This window comes from Stenotrophomonas sp. STEN009, assembly GCF_056760395.1.
On sequence record NZ_JBRRES010000052.1, the window covers coordinates 1 to 21,743 of the forward strand.

16 protein-coding genes are annotated in these 21,743 nt (G+C 66.4%); 8 read left to right on the forward strand and 8 right to left on the reverse strand.

All coding sequences use genetic code 11. The features are described from left to right. Nucleotides 1-204: 204 nt before the first annotated feature. The 4 genes from ACVOMM_RS17415 (at nt 205) to ACVOMM_RS17430 (ending at nt 4,537) form a co-directional block, all read left to right on the forward strand. Nucleotides 205-1,341: an ABC transporter ATP-binding protein gene (locus ACVOMM_RS17415; protein WP_193395569.1), complete on the forward strand. Its 1,137-nt coding sequence runs from the start codon at nt 205-207 to the stop codon at nt 1,339-1,341. After that, nucleotides 1,338-2,270 (forward strand): ABC transporter permease subunit, encoded by a 933-nt coding sequence (locus ACVOMM_RS17420; protein ID WP_053516578.1) that lies wholly within the window; start codon nt 1,338-1,340, stop codon nt 2,268-2,270. Before ACVOMM_RS17415 ends, ACVOMM_RS17420 begins: the two co-directional genes overlap by 4 nt. After that, nucleotides 2,267-3,109: an ABC transporter permease subunit gene (locus ACVOMM_RS17425; protein ID WP_005415928.1), complete on the forward strand. Its 843-nt coding sequence runs from the start codon at nt 2,267-2,269 to the stop codon at nt 3,107-3,109. The genes ACVOMM_RS17420 and ACVOMM_RS17425 overlap by 4 nt, the downstream gene beginning before the upstream one ends. Nucleotides 3,110-3,172: 63 nt before the next feature. Further along, nucleotides 3,173-4,537 (forward strand): NAD-dependent succinate-semialdehyde dehydrogenase, encoded by a 1,365-nt coding sequence (locus tag ACVOMM_RS17430; protein ID WP_065176214.1) that lies wholly within the window; start codon nt 3,173-3,175, stop codon nt 4,535-4,537. Between the two features lie 57 nt (nt 4,538-4,594). On the opposite strand, the gene ACVOMM_RS17435 is transcribed toward ACVOMM_RS17430, so the two are convergent. From ACVOMM_RS17435 to ACVOMM_RS17460, 6 genes are all read right to left on the reverse strand, one after another. Further along, the gene (locus ACVOMM_RS17435; RefSeq protein WP_053516581.1) at nt 4,595-5,617 is read right to left on the reverse strand and encodes a magnesium and cobalt transport protein CorA; all 1,023 of its coding nucleotides are present in this window, start codon (nt 5,615-5,617) and stop codon (nt 4,595-4,597) included. Between the two features lie 6 nt (nt 5,618-5,623). Further along, nucleotides 5,624-6,853 (reverse strand): lipoprotein N-acyltransferase Lnb domain-containing protein, encoded by a 1,230-nt coding sequence (locus tag ACVOMM_RS17440; protein ID WP_197572500.1) that lies wholly within the window; start codon nt 6,851-6,853, stop codon nt 5,624-5,626. Then, nucleotides 6,850-7,731, reverse strand: a complete 882-nt coding sequence (locus ACVOMM_RS17445) for an HlyC/CorC family transporter (protein ID WP_053516583.1) — start codon at nt 7,729-7,731, stop codon at nt 6,850-6,852. Before ACVOMM_RS17445 ends, ACVOMM_RS17440 begins: the two co-directional genes overlap by 4 nt. 64 nt (nt 7,732-7,795) lie before the next feature. After that, nucleotides 7,796-8,350, reverse strand: a complete 555-nt coding sequence (locus ACVOMM_RS17450; protein WP_053516584.1) for a hypothetical protein — start codon at nt 8,348-8,350, stop codon at nt 7,796-7,798. 66 nt (nt 8,351-8,416) lie between these two features. Continuing rightward, complete coding sequence (gene ybeY, locus ACVOMM_RS17455; protein ID WP_053516586.1) at nt 8,417-8,902, reverse strand: rRNA maturation RNase YbeY; 486 nt, start codon at nt 8,900-8,902, stop codon at nt 8,417-8,419. Then, nucleotides 8,899-9,885 (reverse strand): PhoH family protein, encoded by a 987-nt coding sequence (locus ACVOMM_RS17460; RefSeq protein ID WP_053516587.1) that lies wholly within the window; start codon nt 9,883-9,885, stop codon nt 8,899-8,901. The genes ybeY and ACVOMM_RS17460 overlap by 4 nt, the downstream gene beginning before the upstream one ends. 297 nt (nt 9,886-10,182) lie before the next feature. Between ACVOMM_RS17460 and ACVOMM_RS17465 the strand changes: the two genes are divergently transcribed. From ACVOMM_RS17465 to ACVOMM_RS17475, 3 genes are read left to right on the forward strand one after another with little or no spacing between them, the layout of a single operon-like run. Then, nucleotides 10,183-13,362: a type VI secretion system Vgr family protein gene (locus ACVOMM_RS17465; RefSeq protein ID WP_481526556.1), complete on the forward strand. Its 3,180-nt coding sequence runs from the start codon at nt 10,183-10,185 to the stop codon at nt 13,360-13,362. A gap of 2 nt (nt 13,363-13,364) precedes the next feature. Beyond that, entirely contained in the window at nt 13,365-16,673 is a 3,309-nt protein-coding gene (locus ACVOMM_RS17470) for a phospholipase D-like domain-containing protein (RefSeq protein WP_481526557.1), read from the forward strand. 8 nt (nt 16,674-16,681) lie between these two features. Further along, nucleotides 16,682-18,226, forward strand: coding sequence for a hypothetical protein (locus ACVOMM_RS17475; protein ID WP_481526558.1), 1,545 nt, complete (start codon nt 16,682-16,684; stop codon nt 18,224-18,226). A 244-nt stretch (nt 18,227-18,470) separates the two neighbouring features. Here the strand turns inward: ACVOMM_RS17475 and miaB are convergent, their stop codons facing one another. Further along, complete coding sequence (gene miaB / locus ACVOMM_RS17480) at nt 18,471-19,892, reverse strand: tRNA (N6-isopentenyl adenosine(37)-C2)-methylthiotransferase MiaB (protein WP_065176220.1); 1,422 nt, start codon at nt 19,890-19,892, stop codon at nt 18,471-18,473. Nucleotides 19,893-20,033: 141 nt separating this feature from the next. Then, nucleotides 20,034-20,654, reverse strand: a complete 621-nt coding sequence (locus ACVOMM_RS17485) for a glutathione S-transferase family protein (RefSeq protein ID WP_481526559.1) — start codon at nt 20,652-20,654, stop codon at nt 20,034-20,036. Between the two features lie 81 nt (nt 20,655-20,735). On the opposite strand from ACVOMM_RS17485, the gene ACVOMM_RS17490 reads away from it, so the two are divergent. Further along, nucleotides 20,736-21,743, forward strand: a 1,008-nt coding sequence (locus ACVOMM_RS17490; RefSeq protein ID WP_481526560.1) for a helix-turn-helix transcriptional regulator, incomplete at its 3' end; no start/stop codon positions are given.

The window sequence follows — 21,743 nt, forward strand, 5'->3', positions numbered from 1 at the left end:
GGGGGGGGGGGGGGGCGGGGGGGGTGGGGGGGGGCCCCCCCGCGGGCCGGCCCGCCCCCCCGCCCCCCCCCCTGGGGGGGGCGGGGGGCCCCCGGGGCCCCCCCCCGGGCGGGCAACGGCCGCTCGCCATACCCCGTCATACCGTCATCGCCCCCTGGCCGGTAGAATGGCGCCCGCTGTCCACCGCCCGCTCCCGGAGCCCCCATGCCCGTTGAAGCCCAGCCGGAAGCCGCCGCCGTTGATTCGGTGAGTGCGCCCGGCTATCTCTCCATTCGTGACCTGCGCAAGGAATTCGACGGTTTCGTCGCCGTCGACGACGTCAATCTGGATGTGCGCAAGGGCGAGATCTTTGCCCTGCTGGGCGGCTCCGGCAGCGGCAAATCCACCCTGCTGCGCTGCCTGGGCGGCTTCGAGACACCCACCAAGGGCAGTATCACCCTTGATGGGCAGCGTCTGGACGCGTTGCCGCCCTATCAGCGGCCGGTCAACATGATGTTCCAGTCCTACGCCCTGTTCCCGCACATGACGGTCGAGCAGAACATCGCGTTCGGCCTCAAGCAGGACGGGCTGGGCAAGGATGCGATCGGCAGGCGCGTCGGCGAAATGCTGGAGCTGGTGCAGATGGGCCACCTCGGCAAGCGCAAGCCGCATCAGCTGTCCGGCGGACAGCAGCAGCGCGTGGCGCTGGCACGCTCGTTGGCCAAGGGCCCCAAGCTGCTGCTGCTGGATGAGCCGATGGGTGCACTGGACAAGAAGCTGCGCTCGCAGATGCAGCTGGAACTGGTCAGCATCATCGAATCGTCGGGCGTGACCTGCGTGATGGTCACCCACGACCAGGAAGAAGCGATGACCATGGCCACCCGCATCGCGGTGATGGATGCGGGCTGGATCCAGCAGGTCGGCAAGCCGGACGAAGTGTACGAGCAGCCGGCCAACCGGTTCGTCGCCGAGTTCATCGGCTCGGTGAACCTGTTCGACGGCGTGATCGACGAGGACCTGCCGGAGTATGTGACCGTACGATCGCCGCTGTTCCCGGCGCCGATCTACATCGCCCATGGCATCACTGGATATGAAGGGCAGCCGGTCGCATTCGCGCTGCGCCCGGAAAAGGTGATGATCGGCAAGGACGAGCCGGAAGGGCACACCAACAAGGCACAGGGTGTGATCGAGGACATCGCCTACTTCGGCAGTCACTCGGTCTACCACGTGCGCCTTCCCAGTGGAGCCAAGGTGCTGGCCAACTTCGCCAATTCGCAGCGCTGGGCCAGCGATGGCCTGACCTGGGGTGACAGCGTGTGGGTGCACTGGCGCGACAATGACGGCGTGGTGCTGACCTCATGAGTGTCGCCGGGCTGAAGCGCTGGCTGCCGGGACTGCGCGCCACGGTGATCGGTGTCCCGTATCTGTGGCTGCTGCTGTTCTTCGCAGTGCCCTTCCTGATCGTATTGATGATCAGCTTCTCGCACAGCCGTGTCGGCTCGCCGCCGTACACCTGGCTGCTGCAGTACGTGGACGGCGGGTTCTCGCTCAAGCTCAACCTCGAGAACTATCTGGCGCTGTTCCGCGATTCGATCTACGCCCAGGCGTTCCTGAGTTCCATCAAGATCGCAGCGATCTCCACCTTCCTGACCCTGCTGATCGGCTACCCGATGGCCTATGCCATCGCCCGGCTGTCGCCGGCGGCGCGCAACGTGGCGATGATGCTGGTGGTGTTGCCGTCGTGGACCTCGTTCCTGATCCGCGTGTACGCGTGGAAGGCGATCCTGGACCGCAACGGCCTGCTCGACCAGTTCCTGCAGTTCACCGGTCTGCAGACGCTGATGACCGGCATGGGGCTGCCCAGGCTGCAGCTGATCGATACGCCGACCGCGGCCTATATCGGTATCGTCTACTGCTATCTGCCATTCATGGTGCTGCCGCTGTACGCCAACCTGGTCAAGCATGACCACCGCCTGCTGGAGGCGGCCTACGATCTCGGTGCGAAGCCGTGGCAGGCCTTCCTGCGCATCACCCTGCCGCTGTCCAGGGCCGGCATCATCGCCGGCTGCATGCTGGTGATGATTCCGGCGGTCGGCGAGTTCGTCATCCCTGAGATGCTCGGCGGATCGGAGACGTTGATGGTTGGCCGGCAGCTGTGGAACGAGTTCTTCAACAACCGCAACTGGCCGGGCGCCTCGGCGATGGCGGTGGCGATGATCCTGCTGCTGCTGGTGCCGATCCTGCTGTTCAACCGTTCCCAGCAGCGCCTGCTGGAAGGGAAGCAGGCATGAGCCCGCGTACCGCCAAGGGCCTGGGTCTGGGCGTGCTGCTGCTCGGCTTCGCCTTCCTGTACCTGCCGATCCTGCTGTTGATGTTCTATTCGTTCAACAGTTCGCGGCTGGCGATGGTATGGGCGGGCTTCTCCACCCGCGCCTACAGCGATCTGTTCGCCGACCGTGCACTGATGGACGCGATGTGGACCAGCCTGGTGGTGGCGTTCTGGACCGCCTGCACCGCCACGGTGCTCGGTACGCTGGCGGCCATGGTGATGACCCGATTCAAGCGTTTCCGCGGCAAGCCGCTGTTCGGCGCGCTGGTCACCGCGCCGCTGGTGATGCCGGACGTGATCCTGGGTTTCTCGCTGATGGCGCTGCTGGCCTCGATGGGGGCCATTCCGGGCTTCCCGGCGCGTGGACTGGCGACCATCTGGATCGCCCACGTCACCTTCACCCTGTGCTTCGTCACCGTAGTGGTGTCTTCGCGCCTGCAGGAAATGGACCTGTCGCTGGAAGAAGCGGCGATGGACCTGGGGGCCAGCCGGCTGACCGTGTTCACCCGCATCACGCTGCCGATCATCGCCCCAGCACTGGTAGCGGGCTGGCTGCTGGCCTTCACGCTGTCGCTGGATGACGTGGTGGTGGCCAGCTTCGTCGCCACGCCGGGCTCGACAACACTGCCGATGAAGGTCTTCGCCTCGGTCCGCATGGGCATCAGCCCGAAGATCAATGCGCTGGCCACGCTGCTGGTATCGGCGGTGTCGATCGCGGCGGTGATCGGCTGGTACATCAACGCGCGCGCCGAGAAGCGGCGCCAGCGCGACCTGCAGCTGGCCCGGCAGGACAACGGCTGATCCGGCAACGCGCGGCTCACGGGCAAGGGCGCACACTGGGGATCTGCCTGAAGGAGATCCCCCATGACTGTCGAGATCATCGATCCCACCACCGGCCAGGTGACCTACCGCCATGAACTGATGGGCGCTGCCGACGTCGAGCAGCGCCTGCAGGCCGCGGCCGACGCATTCCCGGGCTGGGCCGCACGTTCGCTGCAGGAGCGGGGTGCCGTCCTGCGAGGGATCGCCGCGCAGCTGCGCACGCGGCGTGACGAGCTGCAGCAGGCGATGACGCACGAGATGGGCAAGCTGAAGGCCGAGGCATTGGCCGAGGTCGACAAATGCGCGGCGGCCTGCGAGTACTACGCCGATCACGCCGCCGACTACCTCAAGCCCCAGCTGATCGATACCGAGGCACAGCGCAGCTACGTGCGCTACGAGCCGATCGGCTGCGTGTTCGCGGTGATGCCATGGAACTTCCCGGTCTGGCAGGTGTTCCGCTTCCTTGCGCCTGCCTTCATGGCCGGCAACGTGGCGCTGCTCAAGCACGCCAGCAACGTGCCCCAGTGTGCGGACCTGATCCTGGCGGTGTGCCGCGACGGTGGCCTGCCGGCCGGTGTGTTCGACGTTCTGCACATCGACAACGACCAGGCAGCCGAGGTGCTGCGCGATGCGCGGGTGAAGGCGGTGACGCTGACCGGCAGCGAACGCGCCGGGCGTTCGATCGCGTCCAATGCGGGCAGCCAGCTGAAGAAGTCGGTGATGGAGCTGGGGGGCAGTGACGCCTTCGTGGTACTGGACGATGCCGACCTCGACAAGACCGTGGCGGCCGCAGTGAAGTCACGCTTCGACAACAGTGGGCAGACCTGTATCGCTGCCAAGCGCTTCATCGTGGTGGAGCGCGTGGCCGATGAATTCACCCGCCGCTTCGTCGAGGCCGCTGGTCAGCGCCGGTATGGCGACCCCAGCGAGCGCGAGACCACGCTGGCACCGATGGCCCGCGCGGACCTGCGCGACGAGCTGCACAAGCAGGTGCAGGCGAGTGTGGCCAAGGGGGCGCGGGTGCTGCTGGGCGGCGAGCCGATTGCGGGCACGCATGCCGGCTATCCGGCCACCGTGCTGGACCAGGTCGGGCCGGGCATGCCCGCCTACGACGAGGAGCTGTTTGGGCCGGTGGCTGCGGTGATCCGGGTCAAGGATGAAGAGGAAGCGCTGCGCGTGGCCAACGACACCCGCTTCGGGCTGGGCGGCAGTGTCTGGACCGGTGACCCGGTGCGTGGCGAGTCCTTCGCCCAGCGCATGGAATGCGGTGCGGCCTTCGTCAATGCCATCGTCAAGAGTGACGCGCGGCTGCCGTTCGGCGGCAGCAAACAGTCAGGCTTCGGCCGCGAACTGGCGGACCATGGCATCCATGAGTTCATGAACATCAAGACTGTCTACGTGGCCTGATGATGCATTCCGTGTGCCACGGTAAAGAAGCAGCCGAGCCCGAACCTGGGCTCGGCTCTACAACCACCGCGCGCGCTTGAACAACCGGTACAGGCCCACGCAGACACCGCCCACGCCGACGATCATCAGCGGGTACGCCCATGGCTGGCTCAACTCCGGCATGTGACTGAAGTTCATGCCGTACCAGCTCGTGATCAGTGTCGGCGCCGCCAGCAGGGCCGCCCACGCACCCAGCCGCTTCACGGTTTCGCCCTGCGCCAGCGTCACCAGCGAGAGGTTCACGCTCAGTGCGGTACCCAGCATCTCGCGCAGGGTATCGATCACGTCGCTGATGCGCACCGCATGGTCATGCACGTCGCGCACGTAGAGCTTCACTTCGTCCGGAATCAATTCGCCCTGGTAGCGGCGCAGCTGCGCCAGCACGTCCTGCAAGGGGGCCACGGCCATCCGCATCTTGTTCAACTCGCGCTTGAGCTCGTACAGGCGCACCACGGTGCTGCGCTTGTAGCTCTCGGCGAAGATGTCCTTCTCCAGCAGCTCCAGCGTGTCGCGGAAGCGGTTGGTGATCGGCAGGTAGTTGTCGACCACGAAGTCGGTGACGGCATACAGGCAATACGACGGACCCATCTTCAGCAGCTGCGGCTCGCGTTCCACCCGGGCACGTACTGGTGCATACGACAGCGAAGCACCGTGGCGCACGGTCACCAGGAAACGCGGCCCGAGGAAGGCGTGGGTTTCACCGTACTGGATGCGCTCATCCACCATCTGCGCGGTGGTCATCACCACGAACAGCGAGTTGCCGTAGGCTTCCACCTTCGGCCGCTGGTGCGCATTCCGCGCGTCCTCGATCGCCAGGTCGTGCAGGCAGAACTCCTCCTGCAGCTTCAGCAGCACGTCTTCATTGGGGTCGAACAGGCCGACCCAGACGAAACCGTTGCCGCTGGCGATGACGTCGCTGATGGCGTCCAGGCTGATGTCATGGCGGACGCCCTGCTCATCGTAGTGGACGCAGTTGATGACGCAGGCGGGATTGGCCGAAGCAGGTGCGGCAGCGGAGGCGGGCAGTGACATGCCCGCCATCGTGCGTCAGTGCCGCGTATCCGACAAGTGACGATCGCGCCCCAGCACCCAGGCCAGGGCAGCATGGATCGGCAGCAGCAGCACGATCCATTGCACGTTGTACTGTGCCTGCAGGCTCAGCCAGTGCAGGACCAGCGCGGCCAGGGCCTGCAGTGCCACCAGCCACAGCACGACCGTGAACATGCGGCCCGGCGGGCGACGGCGCAACAGCCGGACCGCGCCCGGCAGCAGCAGCACGCACAACGGCGAAAGCAGCAGCAGGTTGCGGTTGGCCCAGGCGGCGTAATGGGTGCTGAAGCCCCAGAGGAACACCAGCAGGCCACCTGCGACGGCACACAGCAGCCACAACGGCAGTCCCAGTCCGGCCAGCAGGCGCGGCCGGTTGCGCAACGCCAGCACGCCGGCAGCGATGGCCAGGCCGCACAGCAGCCACGGCCACCAGCGGCGCGGGAATTCCTTGGGCTCCGGATCGATGCGGTGCGGCAGCAGTTCCTGCTCGGACTGCACCAGCGGACGACCGTCGCTGTTGCGCGCCTGGCGCAGGGCATCGGCCAGGCGCATCGGCACGAACGCTTCCTGCCAGCGTGACAGCGGCTGATCGGCGAACGGGCCCAGGCCCACGTCGAAGCCCAGCCACATCCACGGCGCGGGCGAGGCCAGGCGGACCGATTCGCTGCGGTAGGTATTGCCGCGCGAGCGTCCGGACAGCTGAGCATGCAGTCCACCACCCAGCGCCTTGTCCAGCGTGTCGCGCACCATCGTCGCGCAGTTGGCGGTGTAGTAGTCGTAGTGGTAGCGCGCGTTCTCCGGCCTGGCCCGCTCGGCCAGGTCGGCGGCCAGTGCGCGCGCCTGGTCCGGGCGCAGATCCAGCCACTGCACGCTCGCTCCGCGGCCGGTCTCGTCGTAGTACGACAGGTCCTGCTGAAGGGGCAGCGCCACCAGGTAATACATCATGTCGCCACGCACGAAACGACCGATGAAATCATCCTCGGACGGATCGAAGTAGCCGAAATTGTACGACGTTGCCTCACCACTGGCCGGATCGAGCACCACGATGGCGTCATGGCCGAAACGCTCGAAGAACACCGTGCCGGGCTGCATCGTCACCACGCCGATGCGCGGCGCCGGGGTCCCGGCGACCGCAGCCGTGGCCTGCGCGAAGGCGATGGCAGGCACGGCCGTGGCCAGCATGCACAGTGCCAGCCACAGGGTGAGGATCAGCCCGCGCCGCTTCAAGCGTCGTCCTGCGCGTCCGGTGGCAGCACCGTCACGTGGAAGGCCTGTACCCGGCGCGCATCGGCACGCGCGACACGGAACATGAAGCGGTCCAGCGCCAGTTCGTCTCCGATCTCCGGAAGGTGACCGACCGCTTCCGTGACCAGGCCGCCGATGGTGTCGTAGTCCTCGTCGGAGAACGTGGCACCGAAGCGCTCGTTGAAATCCCCGATCGGGGTCAGGGCATCGACCACGTACTGGCCGTCGGCCTGGATCGCGATCTGTGCCGACGGGTCCTCGGCTTCGTCGTGCTCGTCATCGATGTCGCCGACGATCTGTTCCAGCACGTCCTCGATGGTGACCAGGCCGGCGACGCCGCCGTACTCGTCGACCACGATGGCCATGTGGTTGCGCGACAGGCGGAACTCCTTCAGCAGCACGTTGAGCTTCTTCGCTTCAGGAATCAGCACCGCCGGGCGCAGCAGTTCTCGTACGTTGGCCGGGCCGTGGTCGGCAACCACGCCGCGCAGCAGGTCCTTGGCCAGCAGGATGCCGAGGATGTCGTCCTTGTTCTCGCCATGCACCGGGAAGCGCGAATGGCCGGATTCGACCACCTGCTTCATCAGTTCCAGGAAGGGCGCTTCGACCGGCAGCGAGACCATCTGCGAACGCGAGATCATCACGTCGCCCACGGTCAGCTCGGCCACCGAAATGGCGCCTTCCATCATCTTCAGGGTATCGGCGGCGATCAGACCTTCTTCCTGCGCGGTGTGCAGGACAGCGACCAGCTCGTCGCGGGTATGGGGTTCGCCGGAGAACGCGGACGTCAGGCGTTCCAGCCAGCCGCGCTTCTTTTCACTGTGCTCCTGCAGGGAGCTACTACTGTCGTCTTCAGACATCTCTGGAAAAAGGGCACCCGGCATGCCGGGCGTTGGCGCCAGTCTAGCAGGATGTAGCGGCCTGTCAGCGCCCCCCGCTGCCGGGGCCGGTGATCGGGGGCGGCGCCAGTTCAGGCCGGGACGCCGGTGCTTCGGGCAGGTCCAGGCTGTAGGTGCAGCCGGCCAGCGTCCGGCCCGGGTGGGAGGCCACCGTTGAGACACTGAGGATGATCGACTCGATCTGCGCCTCGCCGGTGGTCGGGTCGGTCACGTCACGGCTGACCAGTTCGCGCCCCGCCATGAACTTGCCGTCCTGGTCGTATCCGGTCTCCAGCCCGAGCCGCCTGGCCAGTGGCCGGGGGTCGGCCTCATCGAGGATGGCCATGATGCTGGCACCGGCCATCGCGACCCGGTCCGTGCGGGTGCCGAACACCGTGATGGGCTGCGCCAGACGGTACTCGCTCAGGAACCGGTTGCCCTGCGGCAGGGGTTGCAGGCCGCTGGCGACCGCTTTCAGCGGGTCGGCCAGCAGCGGTGCCAGCGCGGCATGGGCGGCCACGTCCTGGCGGCATTCGATCAGTGCCGGCAGGTCCAGCGGAGCGGCGGACGCAGAGGTGGCAAGCAGCAGGGGCAGGAACACAGCGGCACTCCGTGGTGGCGCCGAGCCTGGGCTCGGCTGCCTTCCGGTCGGGGGGGGGGGGCGGGCTCAGCGCTCGCCGGCGTAGGGGTCGGCGATGCCGAGCTCGGCCAGGATCTCGCGTTCCAGCTGCTCCATCGCCTCGGCTTCCTTGTCGTCTTCATGGTCCCAGCCGAGCAGGTGCAGCACGCCGTGCACGGTGAGGTGCGCATAGTGGGCGTTGAGCGCCTTGCCCTGCTCACCGGCCTCGCGCTCGACCACCGGGGCACAGATCACCAGGTCGCCCAGCAGCGGGAACTTCACGCCCTTGGGCAGGCCTTCGGGCACTTCGGCCGGGAAGCTGAGCACATTGGTGGCGTAGTCCTTGCCGCGGTAGTGGCGGTTCAGCGACTGCCCCTCCTTGGCATCGACCACGCGGATCGCCAGGTCGGCTTCGCGGATCCGCCCCTTCAGGGCCGCGGCAACCCACCTGCGGAAGCTCACCGCGGCCGGCAGTCCGGCGCGGGGCAGGGCGTAACTGACGGCGACGTCCAGCCGTACGGGACCACGGGTCATGATGTCGCTCCGGGTTGGATCTGATGCAGGTCGCGGCGGTCGTAGGCACTGACGATGCGGGCCACCAGCGGATGGCGGACGACGTCGCGCGATTCGAAGAAGGTGAAGCTCACGCCCTCGACATCGCGCAGCACGTCGATGGCATCGCGCAGGCCCGATTTCAGGTGCTTGGGCAGGTCGGTCTGGGTCAGGTCGCCGGTGACCACGGCGGTGGAGCCGAAGCCCAGCCGGGTCAGGAACATCTTCATCTGCTCGATGGTGGTGTTCTGCGCCTCGTCCAGGATCACGAACGCGTCGTTGAGCGTGCGGCCACGCATGTACGCCAGCGGTGCGATCTCGATGACGTTCTTCTCCAGCAGCTTGACCACCTTCTCCACGCCCATCATTTCGTACAGGGCGTCGTACAGCGGCCGCAGGTAGGGGTCGACCTTCTGGGTCAGGTCGCCGGGCAGGAAGCCGAGCTTCTCGCCGGCCTCGACCGCAGGCCGCACCAGGATCAGGCGCTGCACGCGCGACTCGTTCAGCGCTTCCACCGCGCTGGCCACGGCCAGGAAGGTCTTGCCGGTACCGGCCGGGCCGATGCCGAAGTTGATGTCATGGGTGGCGATCTGGTGCAGGTAGCGGCCCTGGTTGGCGCCGCGACCGCGCACGGTGCCACGCTTGACCCGGATCGCCACGTCCTGTGCTTCGTACGAGCGTTCGGCGATCTGCTCCACGTTGGCCTGGGCCAGGCGCAGGTGGATGGCGTGGTTGTCGAAGGTGGTCTCGCCGGCTTCGGCGTACAGGGCCTCGATCAGCTTCTGCGCTTCCACGCTGGCTTCCTTCGGTCCACTGATACGGAACACGAAGCCGCGATTGGCGATCTCCACGCCGAGTTTCAGTTCGATCTGTCGCAAATGGCCGTCGAACGGGCCGCACAGGTTGGCCAGGCGCGCGTTGTCTTCCGGCGACAGGGTGAAGTCTCGATGCTCGATGTTCTTCATTGCTGGAGGTGGGGCGGAAGCCTTCCACCACAGTGTCTTCAAGGGGAAACAAGGGTAGCGCGCGGGGGCGCACACGGCCAGTACGGGGGCTGCGACGCGGTTTTCCACACGGGGTGTGGATCGGGCCTCCGGGAACCTGTGGATAGACGTTCGCAATGCTTGTGCCACAAGCTTCCTGCGCCGGTGGTGAAAAAAGCGTCACGGCCGGGTGGGGAACGGAAACCGGAAGCAGCGGTGGCCACGGGAAGGTTCACAGGCATTGAGCGTCGGGGCGGAGCGCCCGGCCAGGGAGAGGTCATGGATGTTTCACATACGGCAGCTGCGCACGCGCCGCTGGCGGGGCTCGGGTCGAACGGGCAACTGCATCGGCTGCAGGCTGAGGGCCTGCCTCCCTTGTTCGTCGAACAGTGGTGGGGCCACGAAAGCCTGGTCAACGGTTTCGATTACTGGGTAGATGCCGTGCACCCGGATGCGGGCCTGTCATGCGCAGACTGGCCGGGACTGAGCGCCGCGCTGGTCACCTGCCTCGATGATGGCCAGGACCACCATCGCTGCGGCTACATCGCCGCCGCTCACCTCCTTGGCGCAGACAGCGGTCTGGCGCGCTATCGGCTGCATCTCGTGCCATGGACGTGGTTCCTGCGGCATGCGCGGCGCAGCCGTGTCCATCAGCAGCGGACCGTGCGGGACATCGTCGAGGACGTGTTCGGCACGCACAGCGGACTGGCCCGCTGGCGCTGGAGCGACGATGCCCTGGCCGCTCTGGCCGCGGCACCCGTGCGCGACTGCTGCATCCAGTATCGGGAGCCGGACCTTGAGTTCGTGCAGCGGCTGTTGGCCGATGAAGGCATTGCGGGCACGTTCGAGAGCGACAGCAGCGGCGGATTGACGCTCGTGCTGTTCGCCGACAGCAGCGTGCAACCTGAGAATCCACAATCGGCCCGAGACGGCGGTATCCGTTTCCACCGTGACGACGCCACCGAGCGCGCAGATGCCCTGCAGCAGCTGGGCAGGTGGCGTCGGCTGGGCAGCAGCCGGCTCTCGCTTGTCACCGACGATGCCCCGGCGGCCACCGTCCGACATGTGCAGATGCCACTGCAGGACGCCGGGCACAGCCCGCGCGAGGTCTATGAGCCGGTGGGCACCCACGCCCTGGCTGGCGCCGATGAGGGGTATCGTCGCGCGCGGCGAGCAGCTGAAGCGCACGAGGCCGGCAGTGCAGGCTGGCTGGCGGCAGGCAGCGTACGCAGCCTGCAGGTCGGTCGCTTCATCCGCGTTCTGGCCGCGAGCGCTGGTTCGACGCCGAGCCTGCTGCCGACCGAACTACTGCATTACGGGTGCAATCCGCCGCCGATCACGCAGGGGGCGGAGCAACCACGCGCTGCGGCACCGGCCCGCTGGCTTGAGGCCGGTTCAGCCATGCCCGGCGTGGCGCTGGAGACAAACGCGCCCCTGGGTTATGCCAATCGCTTCCGCGCCGTCGATCGGAATCGACCGTGGCGGCCCGTGCTGGCCGATGGCACCGGCGAACGCATCCACCCGCGGCCGCTCGCGCCAGGCCATCAGACCGCTACGGTCATCGCTGGCGATGGCCGTGATGATGCCGCTCTGTACGCCGATCACCTGGGCCGGGTACGGGTACGTCTGCATCTTCAGGACGCCACAGATGCCGGTACGACCTGTTGGCTGCGGGTCGCGCAGCGCTACGCTGGACCGGGCGTCGGTGCACAGTTCCTGCCGCGTGTCGGCCAGGAGGTGGTGATCGGCTTTCTGGACGGGAACATCGATCAGCCCTTGGTGCTGGGCGCGCTGTACAACGGTCGTGGCGAGGCGGGCGTTGCGCGCACCCCGGCCGGAGCAGCGGCCGCAGACGAAAGCGGCGGCCTGTTCGGGCATGCCACCGACTCCCGTCCGAGCGCACAGGGCAATGCGGCCGGCGGTCATGCGCCTGTCTGGCACGCGATGGCACCGGGGCAGGACCAGCACCGGCATGCCGGGGCGGTATGGGGCATCCAGTCACGGGAATGGTCCGGAACGGGCTACAACCGGCTGGCCTTCGATGATTCCGACGCACAGCTGCGCGTGCAGCTGGCCAGCAGCCACGCCAGCAGCGAGCTGAATCTTGGTCATCTGCTGCACATGGCTGACAACCATCGTGGTTCCCTGCGCGGAGAAGGCGCGGAACTGCGCACTGACGCGTGGGGCGCGCTGCGTGCCGAACGGGGCGTCTGGTTGACCGCGCGTGGCCACGCTGCGCTGTCACCCGCAGGCGAGGTGTCTGCGGTCGGCGCGCTGCTGCAGCAGGCCGCCCTCCTGGCCGCGTCCAGCCATGGCGCGGCCACGATGCACGGCACGGCTGGCTTGGACAGCCACGCAGTACGGGAGGACAGCACCGGCCTGGCAGGTCTGCAGCGGGTTGCGCGGGCCAGTGTGACCGGACTTTCCTATGCGCAGGCCAGCGCCGATGAGGAGGCCTGCCCCGCGCCCGGCGATGTTCCGCATACCGGCCAGCCAACGCTGGGCCTGCATGGGCAGGCCGGTCTGATGATGGTGGCCGGGCAGGCACTGCACTGGGGCGGTGCCCGGAATGTGGCACTGTCCAGTGGCGGGCACACCGATGCCAACGTGGCCGGCGGTGCGCGCCTGCACGCGGCGCAGGCGGTGGGCATGCTGGCGGCCAGTGGCCGCAGCTTTGCCGGTGATGCGGCATTGACCATCGTCGCTGGGCAGGAGGTACTGGACATCCGGGCCCAGTCCGAAACGATCCACCTGCAGGCGCGCAGCACCGTGCGTGCAGCGAGCGGGCAAGGGGCTGTGGAGCTTGCCGCACCGCGCACCCTGCACATCGCCACCGCCGGTGGCGCCAGCATTACGCTGGAAGATGGCAACCTGGTGCTGGTCTGCCCCGGCACGGTGACCGTGCAGGCCGGGCAGCGCACCTTCGTCGGCCCGGCGCAGCTGACCCGTCCCCTGCCGGACATGCCGTCCAGCGCGCTGGACGGGCAGGTTCCGAAGCTTGCTTTCAGGCTGCAGGACATCCCGGGCCCACAGGGTGTGCCGCTGGGCGGGCAGCCCTGGAGGATCGTGCGCACGCACCGCGCCCTGGACGATGAGCAGCGTGACAGCGCCCTGCTGCCGGAACGCTGGGCCGAGACCCTGGCCGAAGGTGAGGCCGACGCACAGGGCGATGTCAGCCTGGACGATGCGCTGTGCGCGAGGATCTGGAGTGACGCAGGCCGCCATCCCGGCTGCCTGTTCCTGGTACACGGAATCGACGTGATCCCGCTGCAGCGGCCCCGGCCATACAGCGGCTCCCCGGGGGTGCGGGCAACCCTGGAAACGCTGGAGGCGATCAACTATGGCAAGAGTCTGGCCGACCTGCCCGACGATGCCGCACTGCATGCCTACCGGCAGCGCGCCGAGTACGAGTTCCAGTCCCACATCGACGCCAGCCCGGCCCGGCGCAAGGAGATCTGATCATGGCAGACGCCAACGCATGGGGCAGGGTCGAGCGCGCCTCCCTCATCTGCAGGGATGGCCAGAAAGGCACGACCAGCGGCGACTACTACGCACCACCGGACCGTCAGTTCGCGCCGGTGCGGCACGGGAACCGCGTCGACGCGTTCACCGACGGGCGCTCGGCCATGAAGGCGATGGCCGATGCCATCCGCGGCGCGCAGAAATTCATCTTCATCGCCGACTGGCAGATGAACTTCGATACCGAGATGGACGCGCGCGGTGACGCGCACTCCGCGCGGCTGAGCGAGCTGCTGTTCGACGCTATCAACCAGCGCGGCGTGGATGTGCGGGTACTGCTCTACGACAGCGTGGAGGCGGCCGCCTACACCCACGAGAACGAGGTGCGCACGGCGCTGTACAAGATGCAGGATGACAAGACGCCCGGGCAGGTGCAGGTGGGCCTGCACAACCCGGCGACCGGCCGCACCGATGCCTTCAACATCGCCTTCTCGCACCACCAGAAGATCCTGGTGGTAGACGGACGCATCGGCTTCGTCGGAGGACTCGACGTCGCCCATGGCCGTTGGGACGACGGCAACTTCGACGTGGTCTGCGACCCGACGCTGCACGTGATCAATGACCATTACAACAACTGCCTGAGCAAGTATCGGAGCATGACGGATGATGAGACGGAGCTCACGCTGGACAAGCCCGATACCAGCCCGGATGCGGCAGGCCGCGTTCGTCCCGGCTTCGCACAGGCGTATGTGCCCGGCATGGCCATCGCACTGGACCAGATGAAGTCGCAGTGGGATGCCGGTGCCGCATTGGCCGAACTGCAGGACTATGCGGACAAGCTGGGCGTACCCGACGCGCTTGAGCGCGAAGGCCTCAGGAAGATCGCCGAGTGGATCATCCCCGGCATGGAAGAGGGGATGGCGGTCAAGCGCACCGTCGCGCGCACGTTCCTGGCCATCCAGACGACACTGGAGGAGATCGGCAAGGAATATGCAGATGTCATTGCCGCGTCGAACCGTGCCGCCGACGAAGCCATCAAACTGAATCCGGTCCAGGCGGCTGCCGCAGCAGGGCGTGCGGTGGCAGGCTTCAGCGCCATCCAGGCGAAGAAGTTCGGCAGCTGGCTCGACCAGCAGAAGAACGACATCCGGGCGGCAGCGCTGCGGCCCTTCCAGACTGCAGAGAAAGCGGCGGGCTACCTGCTCGATCCGCGCAGCCTGCGCGCGGACATCGAAGGCCGACTCAGCGAAATAGAAGCAAAGATCGACAAGGCGAAGAAAGACTGGGAATCGCTGGTGCAGTGGATCAATACGCCGGTTGATCGCACCCAGCGGCTGCTCGACAGTGGCCGCCAGCCTCGCATGCCCTGGCAGGACGTGCACGCGCAGATCGCGGGCCCGGCCGTGTTCGATATCTGCAGCAACTTCATGCACCGCTGGAATGCCATGGTCTGGCAGAACCAGCGCGGCGACCGGACCATCGGCTCGCTGCTGCGCAAGGGGCTGAACACGGGCCTTCGCAAGACCAATGAATGGCTCGACACAGCGCTGCCCGAGCAGACCACCCTGGCGCGTGGCATGGAACTGACGCCATTGAGCGATCAGTGGCTGCAGTCCATGGGGGGCATGCAGGCGGTGTTCGGTGACCTGACGGTGCCGGGCACGGCGGGAAAGATCAGCGTGCAGATCGTGCGTTCCTCGGGCACCGCCCTGCATGCGCTGGAGAATAAGGGGTGCAGGGAACTCGGCCTGAACCTGGACGACGCCAGCTGCCTGCAGCCGTACTGGGAGCGTGAGCAGCCGATGCACTCCATTCTCGACGCAATGGTCAACTGCATCGCATCGGCCAGTGCCTACATCTATCTGGAAACGCAGTTCCTCATTTCCGATTGCGGCTGGTCCGACGCGGATCCGGGCAGCGTGGTGGAAACCGCAGTGAAGGGCGGGGAGCGGCGGGATGCGACGGATGCCGAAAAGGCGAAGCTTGGTCACGTGGGGCGCGGCGTGGGGATGAGCGGCCCGGTAGGCAGGGCCGGCATCGTGCAGGATGTGGTGGAACGCAGGCAGGGAGTGAAGTCGGCGGCCAGCAACCCGCTGGTGGCCGCCCTGGCCGCGCGCATCCGCCGCGCGATCCTGGCCCGGCAGGGCTTCCATGTGTACATCACCCTGCCGGTGCACCCGGAGGGCAGCCTGGCGGACGGTGCCGTCGTGAAGCAGCAGTACTGGGTGCAGCAGACCCTGCTGCGTGGTGACGACAGCCTGATTCGGCGCATCTGCCGATCATTGATCGCACGCGACAAGGACATCCGCGAGGCCAGCGTGGAGGAGGCTGACCTGCAGGCCGAGGTCAAGGCCGGGCGCTGGAAGGAATACCTGTCGGTGATGAATCTGCGCAGCTACGGCGTGCTGGCCGAAACGCGCAGAAGCGATCATCTGCCGCCGCACACGATCGGCTCCGAGCATGGCCCCTCCCTGTATGTGGTGACCGAGCAGTGCTATGTGCATTCCAAGCTGCTGATCGTTGATGACGCGGTGGCGATCATCGGCAGCGCGAACTGCAATGACCGCAGTCTGCTGGGGACGGGTGATACCGAGATCGCCGCGGTGATCGTTGATGGCGAGGCGAAGCGGATGGATCTGGGCAACGGCGTGCAGGTAATAACCCGAACGTTTGCTCGGGAGCTGCGGTTGAAGTTGTGGAGGAAGTTTCTGGGGCAGGAGATTCAAAAGCTGCCGGAGAAGGAGAACAAGCCATACTCGGCAGTGGAAGCGGCGCAGACGTATCTGCCTTGGTTCAACAAGAACGTGCCAACCCTGACGGTGGACAGGCCAGCAAGTGCCGAGACGTGGAGAAGCATCAGGAATCTTGCCGATTCAAATTCCGCCGCTTATCAGCGTGTCTTCACCAATGTCCCCCGCGACTCGTTCCCTCGCTACGACTCCGTGCTTCATGGATTTCCCGCCGCAGGCTTGAATGACAAGGGTCACGTCAAACGCATGTTGCATGCGCAACCACCTGACCTGCAGCCAGATTTCATGGAGGAGCCTAGTGTCGTTAGCGACTATGTGACCAGTGTAGTAGGTCGGCACGATGTGCGTAGGGCGACAGACTTTCTTCGGGGCGAGCCGGGACGCCCACGGATCAAAGGCTTCTGGGTCACCATGCCGCTGCTTTGGGGGAGCAACATGGACGATCCGGTTGCCACGATGCCGAGCGAGATCATTGCAGCCGTGCCTGTTGAGGGAGGCAGTTCAAGTGAATTGGCATATTCGATTCGACATGCTGCATTGAATCAAGGGGAGAAGGTGTGATTGAGCGCATGCTGTTGAAAGCCCTGCATGCGGTTGGTGCTCTGTGCGCTGTGCAAGCCGCGCATGCAGGTTGTATTTCAATCAATGAAGACGATGGCCGCTCTCAGGGCAACGGATTGGTGGTTAAGTTCACGCCGAGCTTGGTTGGCGGAGGAGATGCAGTGGGCGCCAGTCTCAGTCGCGCGAACGAGGCGGAACCTTACATAAGGATCAGTATCGGTCCTGACCTGTCTGAGTTGAAGAATGAGCCATTCGACTCGAATGGCGGTTCGGTCTACTACTTGGAAAGCAGTGGTCAAGGGCAACGGATTTGCCGTGCTGAGGAATGGAGAAAGCGGAAATCCAAGCTGACTGGTGAAGCACCTCCTGAGCGCCTGCATCCTGCGGTGAGGCCCGTGTATCCGTACTTCGAGCTGCACAAGATGTATGAGCTCGATTATGATTCGGTCGGTCAATTGACGTCGATTCATGCAACTGACGCGAAGGGGCATAGGGAGACTACGTTCTGTGCGCTCTATGATGATGATGGCCGCATAGAGGTGGCCAATCAGAGTTCCGGGATGAGTGTTTCGGATGTTCCTGACTTCACGTGCTCGCAGTTACGTGAAAAGGCCTCGAAGAAGATGACCTGGTACTTCACGTATCGGTCGGATGGCGCGTTGGTTTCAGTTGTTGACAAGGAGGCCACAAGGAAGCGTGGTGAGCAGCCAGAACGTGACGACACGGCAACGGGCGCCGAAACTACGGACGGAGCGTGGATTGCGAGTGGCTACATGTATGTTGATGGGGCGAATGGTCGCAGAGAAGTGGCGATCACCTTTCACGGAAGTGATAGGCAAGGCCTTTTGGGTGTTCGGGACTCCTCCATGACTGTCGTGCAATCCGACGCTACTGCGCTCTTCGCGCAGCGTAGCCGGGACCCTCGGCACAAGCTGCGGTATACCTTCCCCGGCGAGCGCGTTCCAATGGAACTTGCCACGGGATTGTTCGAAGGAGTAACTGACTACACCCGCGTCCGGGAGTACTACCATCGCTCGCATCGACGGATCTTCGAGGTCTTCGGGCCCGGTGCCAAGCAGCCCCACGAACGCCAGTGGCGCACGCTGGATCTGAATCGCCAGGAAAACTACGACGCAAACGGCAGGCTCACGCGGGTGATCCTGTTCGGCCCGGTTCCCGGTAGCGGTGGCTACACCGAGAACCTGCGTGCATACGTAGAGAAGGGTGTGTTGAAGCTCACGCCGCTGACCAGCGGCTACAGCTCCTACCGCGTCTACGACTATGACGCAGCAGGCAACGAGACGCTCTCGTTCGTGTGCTGGCGCCATGAAGTCTCGACCAACAAGCCGTATGCCCATTTCCCCTGGTGGGAGCCCGATCCCCGTCCCAAGCGCAGTCGTGAAGCCGAACTGCAGTACGGCAGGACGCAGGTGGGCACACGCTGCGGGACGCCGGACGGCAGGATGATCATAGAGGGCATGGGACCGGTGAAGAAGCTGATGGAGACCCGGTACGGATTCGGGACGACGAAGCTGGGATTCCTGAGCGAGTAGCGCGGTGCGTCCTTCTGAGGCTCAGAGCAGACCCGCTAAGCGAAGGTTGCGGCCAGCAACGAGGCCCGGCGGGCTCGCCCCTGAGACCCACCGCTTTTCCACAATTACTGTGGAACGACGCGCAATCAACCTGTGGATAGGTGACGCATAGCCTTCTGCACAGAGGGTCTGCGTGGCGTGGTGAGAAAATCACCACGACTGCTGCGTGGGGGCAAGCCGTACATGGCTTCCCCCGCCCTGGCGATCAGCCTTCCGTCACCACCCGCCCGCGCAGCGAATTGGTCAATGCCTCGGTGATCACCACATCCACGAACTGACCGATCAGGCGTGCCGGTGCCGGGAAGTTCACCGAGCGCATGTTCTCGGTCTTGCCGGTCAGCTCGTTCGGGTTCTTGCGCGAAGGACCTTCCACCAGCACCGTCTGCACGGTGCCGACCATCTTCGCGGAAATGCCGGCGGCGTGCGCGTTGATTCGTTCCTGCAGGCGCGACAGCCGCGCATGCTTCTCGGCATCGCTGAGCGTGTCTTCCAGGTCGGCGGCCGGAGTGCCCGGGCGTCGCGAATAGATGAAGGAGAAGCTGTGGTCGAAGCCGATGTCCTCGATCAGCTTCATGGTCTTCTCGAAGTCCGCCTCGGTCTCGCCAGGGAAGCCGACGATGAAGTCCGAACTGATCGAGATGTCCGGGCGCACCGCGCGCAGCTTGCGGATCTTCGACTTGAACTCCAGCGCGGTGTAGCCTCGCTTCATCGCCGACAGGACGCGGTCGCTGCCGGCCTGCACCGGCAGATGCAGGAAGTTGGCCAGCTGCGGCACATCGCGGAACGCGTCCACCAGCGAGTCGCTGAACTCCAGCGGGTGCGAGGTGGTGAAGCGGATGCGGCCGACGCCATCGATCTCGGCGATGGTGCGGATCAACAGGCCCAGATCGGCGAACTCGCCATCGCCATACGGGCCACGGTAGGCGTTGACGTTCTGGCCGAGCAGGTTGATCTCGCGTACGCCCTGCGCGGCCAGCTGTGCCACTTCCACCACCACGTCCTCGAATGGACGGCTGACTTCGGTGCCGCGGGTGTAGGGCACCACGCAGAACGAGCAGTACTTCGAGCAGCCTTCCATGATCGACACGAACGCCGACGCGCCTTCAGCGCGCGGTTCCGGCAGGCGGTCGAACTTCTCGATTTCCGGAAAGCTGATGTCCACCTGCGGTCGCTTCTGCTCGCGACGCGCACGGATCAGCTCCGGCAACCGGTGCAGGGTCTGCGGGCCGAACACCAGGTCCACGAACGGCGCGCGCTTGATGATGGCCTCGCCCTCCTGCGAAGCGACGCAGCCACCGACGCCGATGATGACCTCGCGGCCCTGGTTCTTCAGCCCCTTCCAGACGCCGAGCTGGCTGAACACCTTCTCCTGCGCCTTCTCGCGGATGGAACAGGTGTTGACCAGGATGACGTCGGCATCCTCCGGGGTGTCGGTCAGCACCAGGCCGTCGCTGGCGGCGAGCACGTCGGCCATCTTGGCCGAGTCGTACTCGTTCATCTGGCAACCGTGGGTCTTGATGTACAGCTTGCCCTTGATCTGCTCCGGCGTGCGCGGAGCGGAGGGCAGGGCAACGAGCGGGGTGCCGCCCGGCGTGGCGGGCGGAAAGACGTCTGGCGTCCCGGTCATGGCGCTTAATCCATTCGGGTGGCGGGAAAGCGGGCAATTCTACCCGCATCCTGCGCCTCCCGCCGCCTGCCGCGCTGAGCACCAAGCGCTCGCGGGGCATGGCCCCGCGCTACCGCATCCCGCCGCGCCCGGCGGACGGCCTTACGCCGCGATCAGCTCCGCGTCGATCTGCCGCGACCGGTCGAAGGCCGTCAATGCGCCCATCCGGGCGATGTAGTCCGCCATGGCGGGGGCGGGCTGCACCAAACCGAAGTCGGTGGTCCATTTCAGGGCATTGCCCCACAGCACGTCGGCGGCGCTCATTTCCTCACCCAGCAGGTAAGGCCCCTGCGCCAGCTGCGCCTCGATCACCTGCAGTACGGTTTCCGCGTCGTTGTAGGGCGACATCGACTGCGGGGGCGGGTCGCGGCGCATCGCGCGGTCGATCATCGCCGGCTCGAAGCAGGCGCCGTAGAAGGCCATCCAGCGCAGGTAGGGGCCGCGCAGCGGCGAGCCGATCGGCGGCGCCAGGCCGGCTTCGGGGTAGAGATCGGCCAGGTACAGGTAGATCGCCACCTGCTCGGTCACCAGCGCGCCCTCATGGATGATCGCCGGCACTTTGCCCATCGGGTTGATGGCCAGGTAGGCCGGGGCCAGGTTGGCGCCGGCTTTCAGGTCCAGCACATGCAGGCGGTAGTCGGCACCCAGGGCTTCAAGCAGGGCCACGGCGCCGCTCGAGCGTGAACGGGCAGCGTGATAGAGGGTGATCTGGCGGGACGTCATGGCAGTGCTCCTTGCAGCAGAGGGGTGAACTGGGGCCCATGCTGGGGCACTATTGCGGACGACTTCTGTCCTCGATCCCTCATGCGCCATACCGCCCATCGCCTGCTCCGCCTGATCGCCCTGCTGCAGGCCCGCCGACAGTGGTCGGGGGCTGAGCTGGCCGAGCGCATGGGGGTGGACCGGCGCAGCATCCGCCGCGACATCGAGCGCCTTCGTGAGCTGGGCTATCCGGTCAGGGCATCGGCCGGGGTAGGGGGCGGCTATCAGTTGGGGGCGGGCGCACCGGTACTGCCGATGCTGCTGGACGAAGAGGAGGCGACGACCCTGGCCATCGCCCTGCGTGCGGCCTCGGCCACGGTGGCCGGCATCGACGAGACCGCGCGCGGTCTGCTGTCCAAGCTCGACCCACTGGTGCCGACCCGCCGCCGCCAGCAGGCCGGCGAGGTGCACGCCGCCACCGCGACGCTGTCGGATCTGCCTTCCACCGACGCACGTCTGCTGGGGCGCCTGGCCCAGCATTGCCGCCAGGCAACCCGGCTGGCCTTCGAGTACCGCAGCGCGCAGGACGCGGTGACCCAGCGCGAGGTCGAGGCCCAGCATCTGGTCAACTACGGACGTCGCTGGTACCTGCTGGCCTGGGATCTGGGCCGCCAGGACTGGCGCACGTTGCGGGTGGACCGGATGGGCGCGGTGCGCGCACTGGCCGAGCCCGGCCTGCATCGGCGCACGCCCGCACCGCCCGATGTGATGGTGCGGCAGGCGGTCAGCCAGGCGCCGTTCGCGCTGCAGGCGGTGCTGCGCCTGGCCGGCAGCCACACCGAGCTGGAAGGTCGCATTCCCCCCTGGTGTGGCGTGCTCGAAGCCGATGGTGCCGATCACTGCCTGCTGCGCATGGGCGCGGAAAGCCGCGGCATGATGCTGGCGCAGATTCTCAGCCTCGACCGGGTGCCGCTGGAGCTGTGGACCACGCCGCCGGGGGGGGGGGGGGGGGGGGGGGGGGCCGCGGGGGGGGGGGGGGGGGGGGGGGGGGGGGGGGGGGGGGGGGGGGGGGGGGGGCGGGGGGGGGGGGCGGGGGGGGGGGGGGGGGGG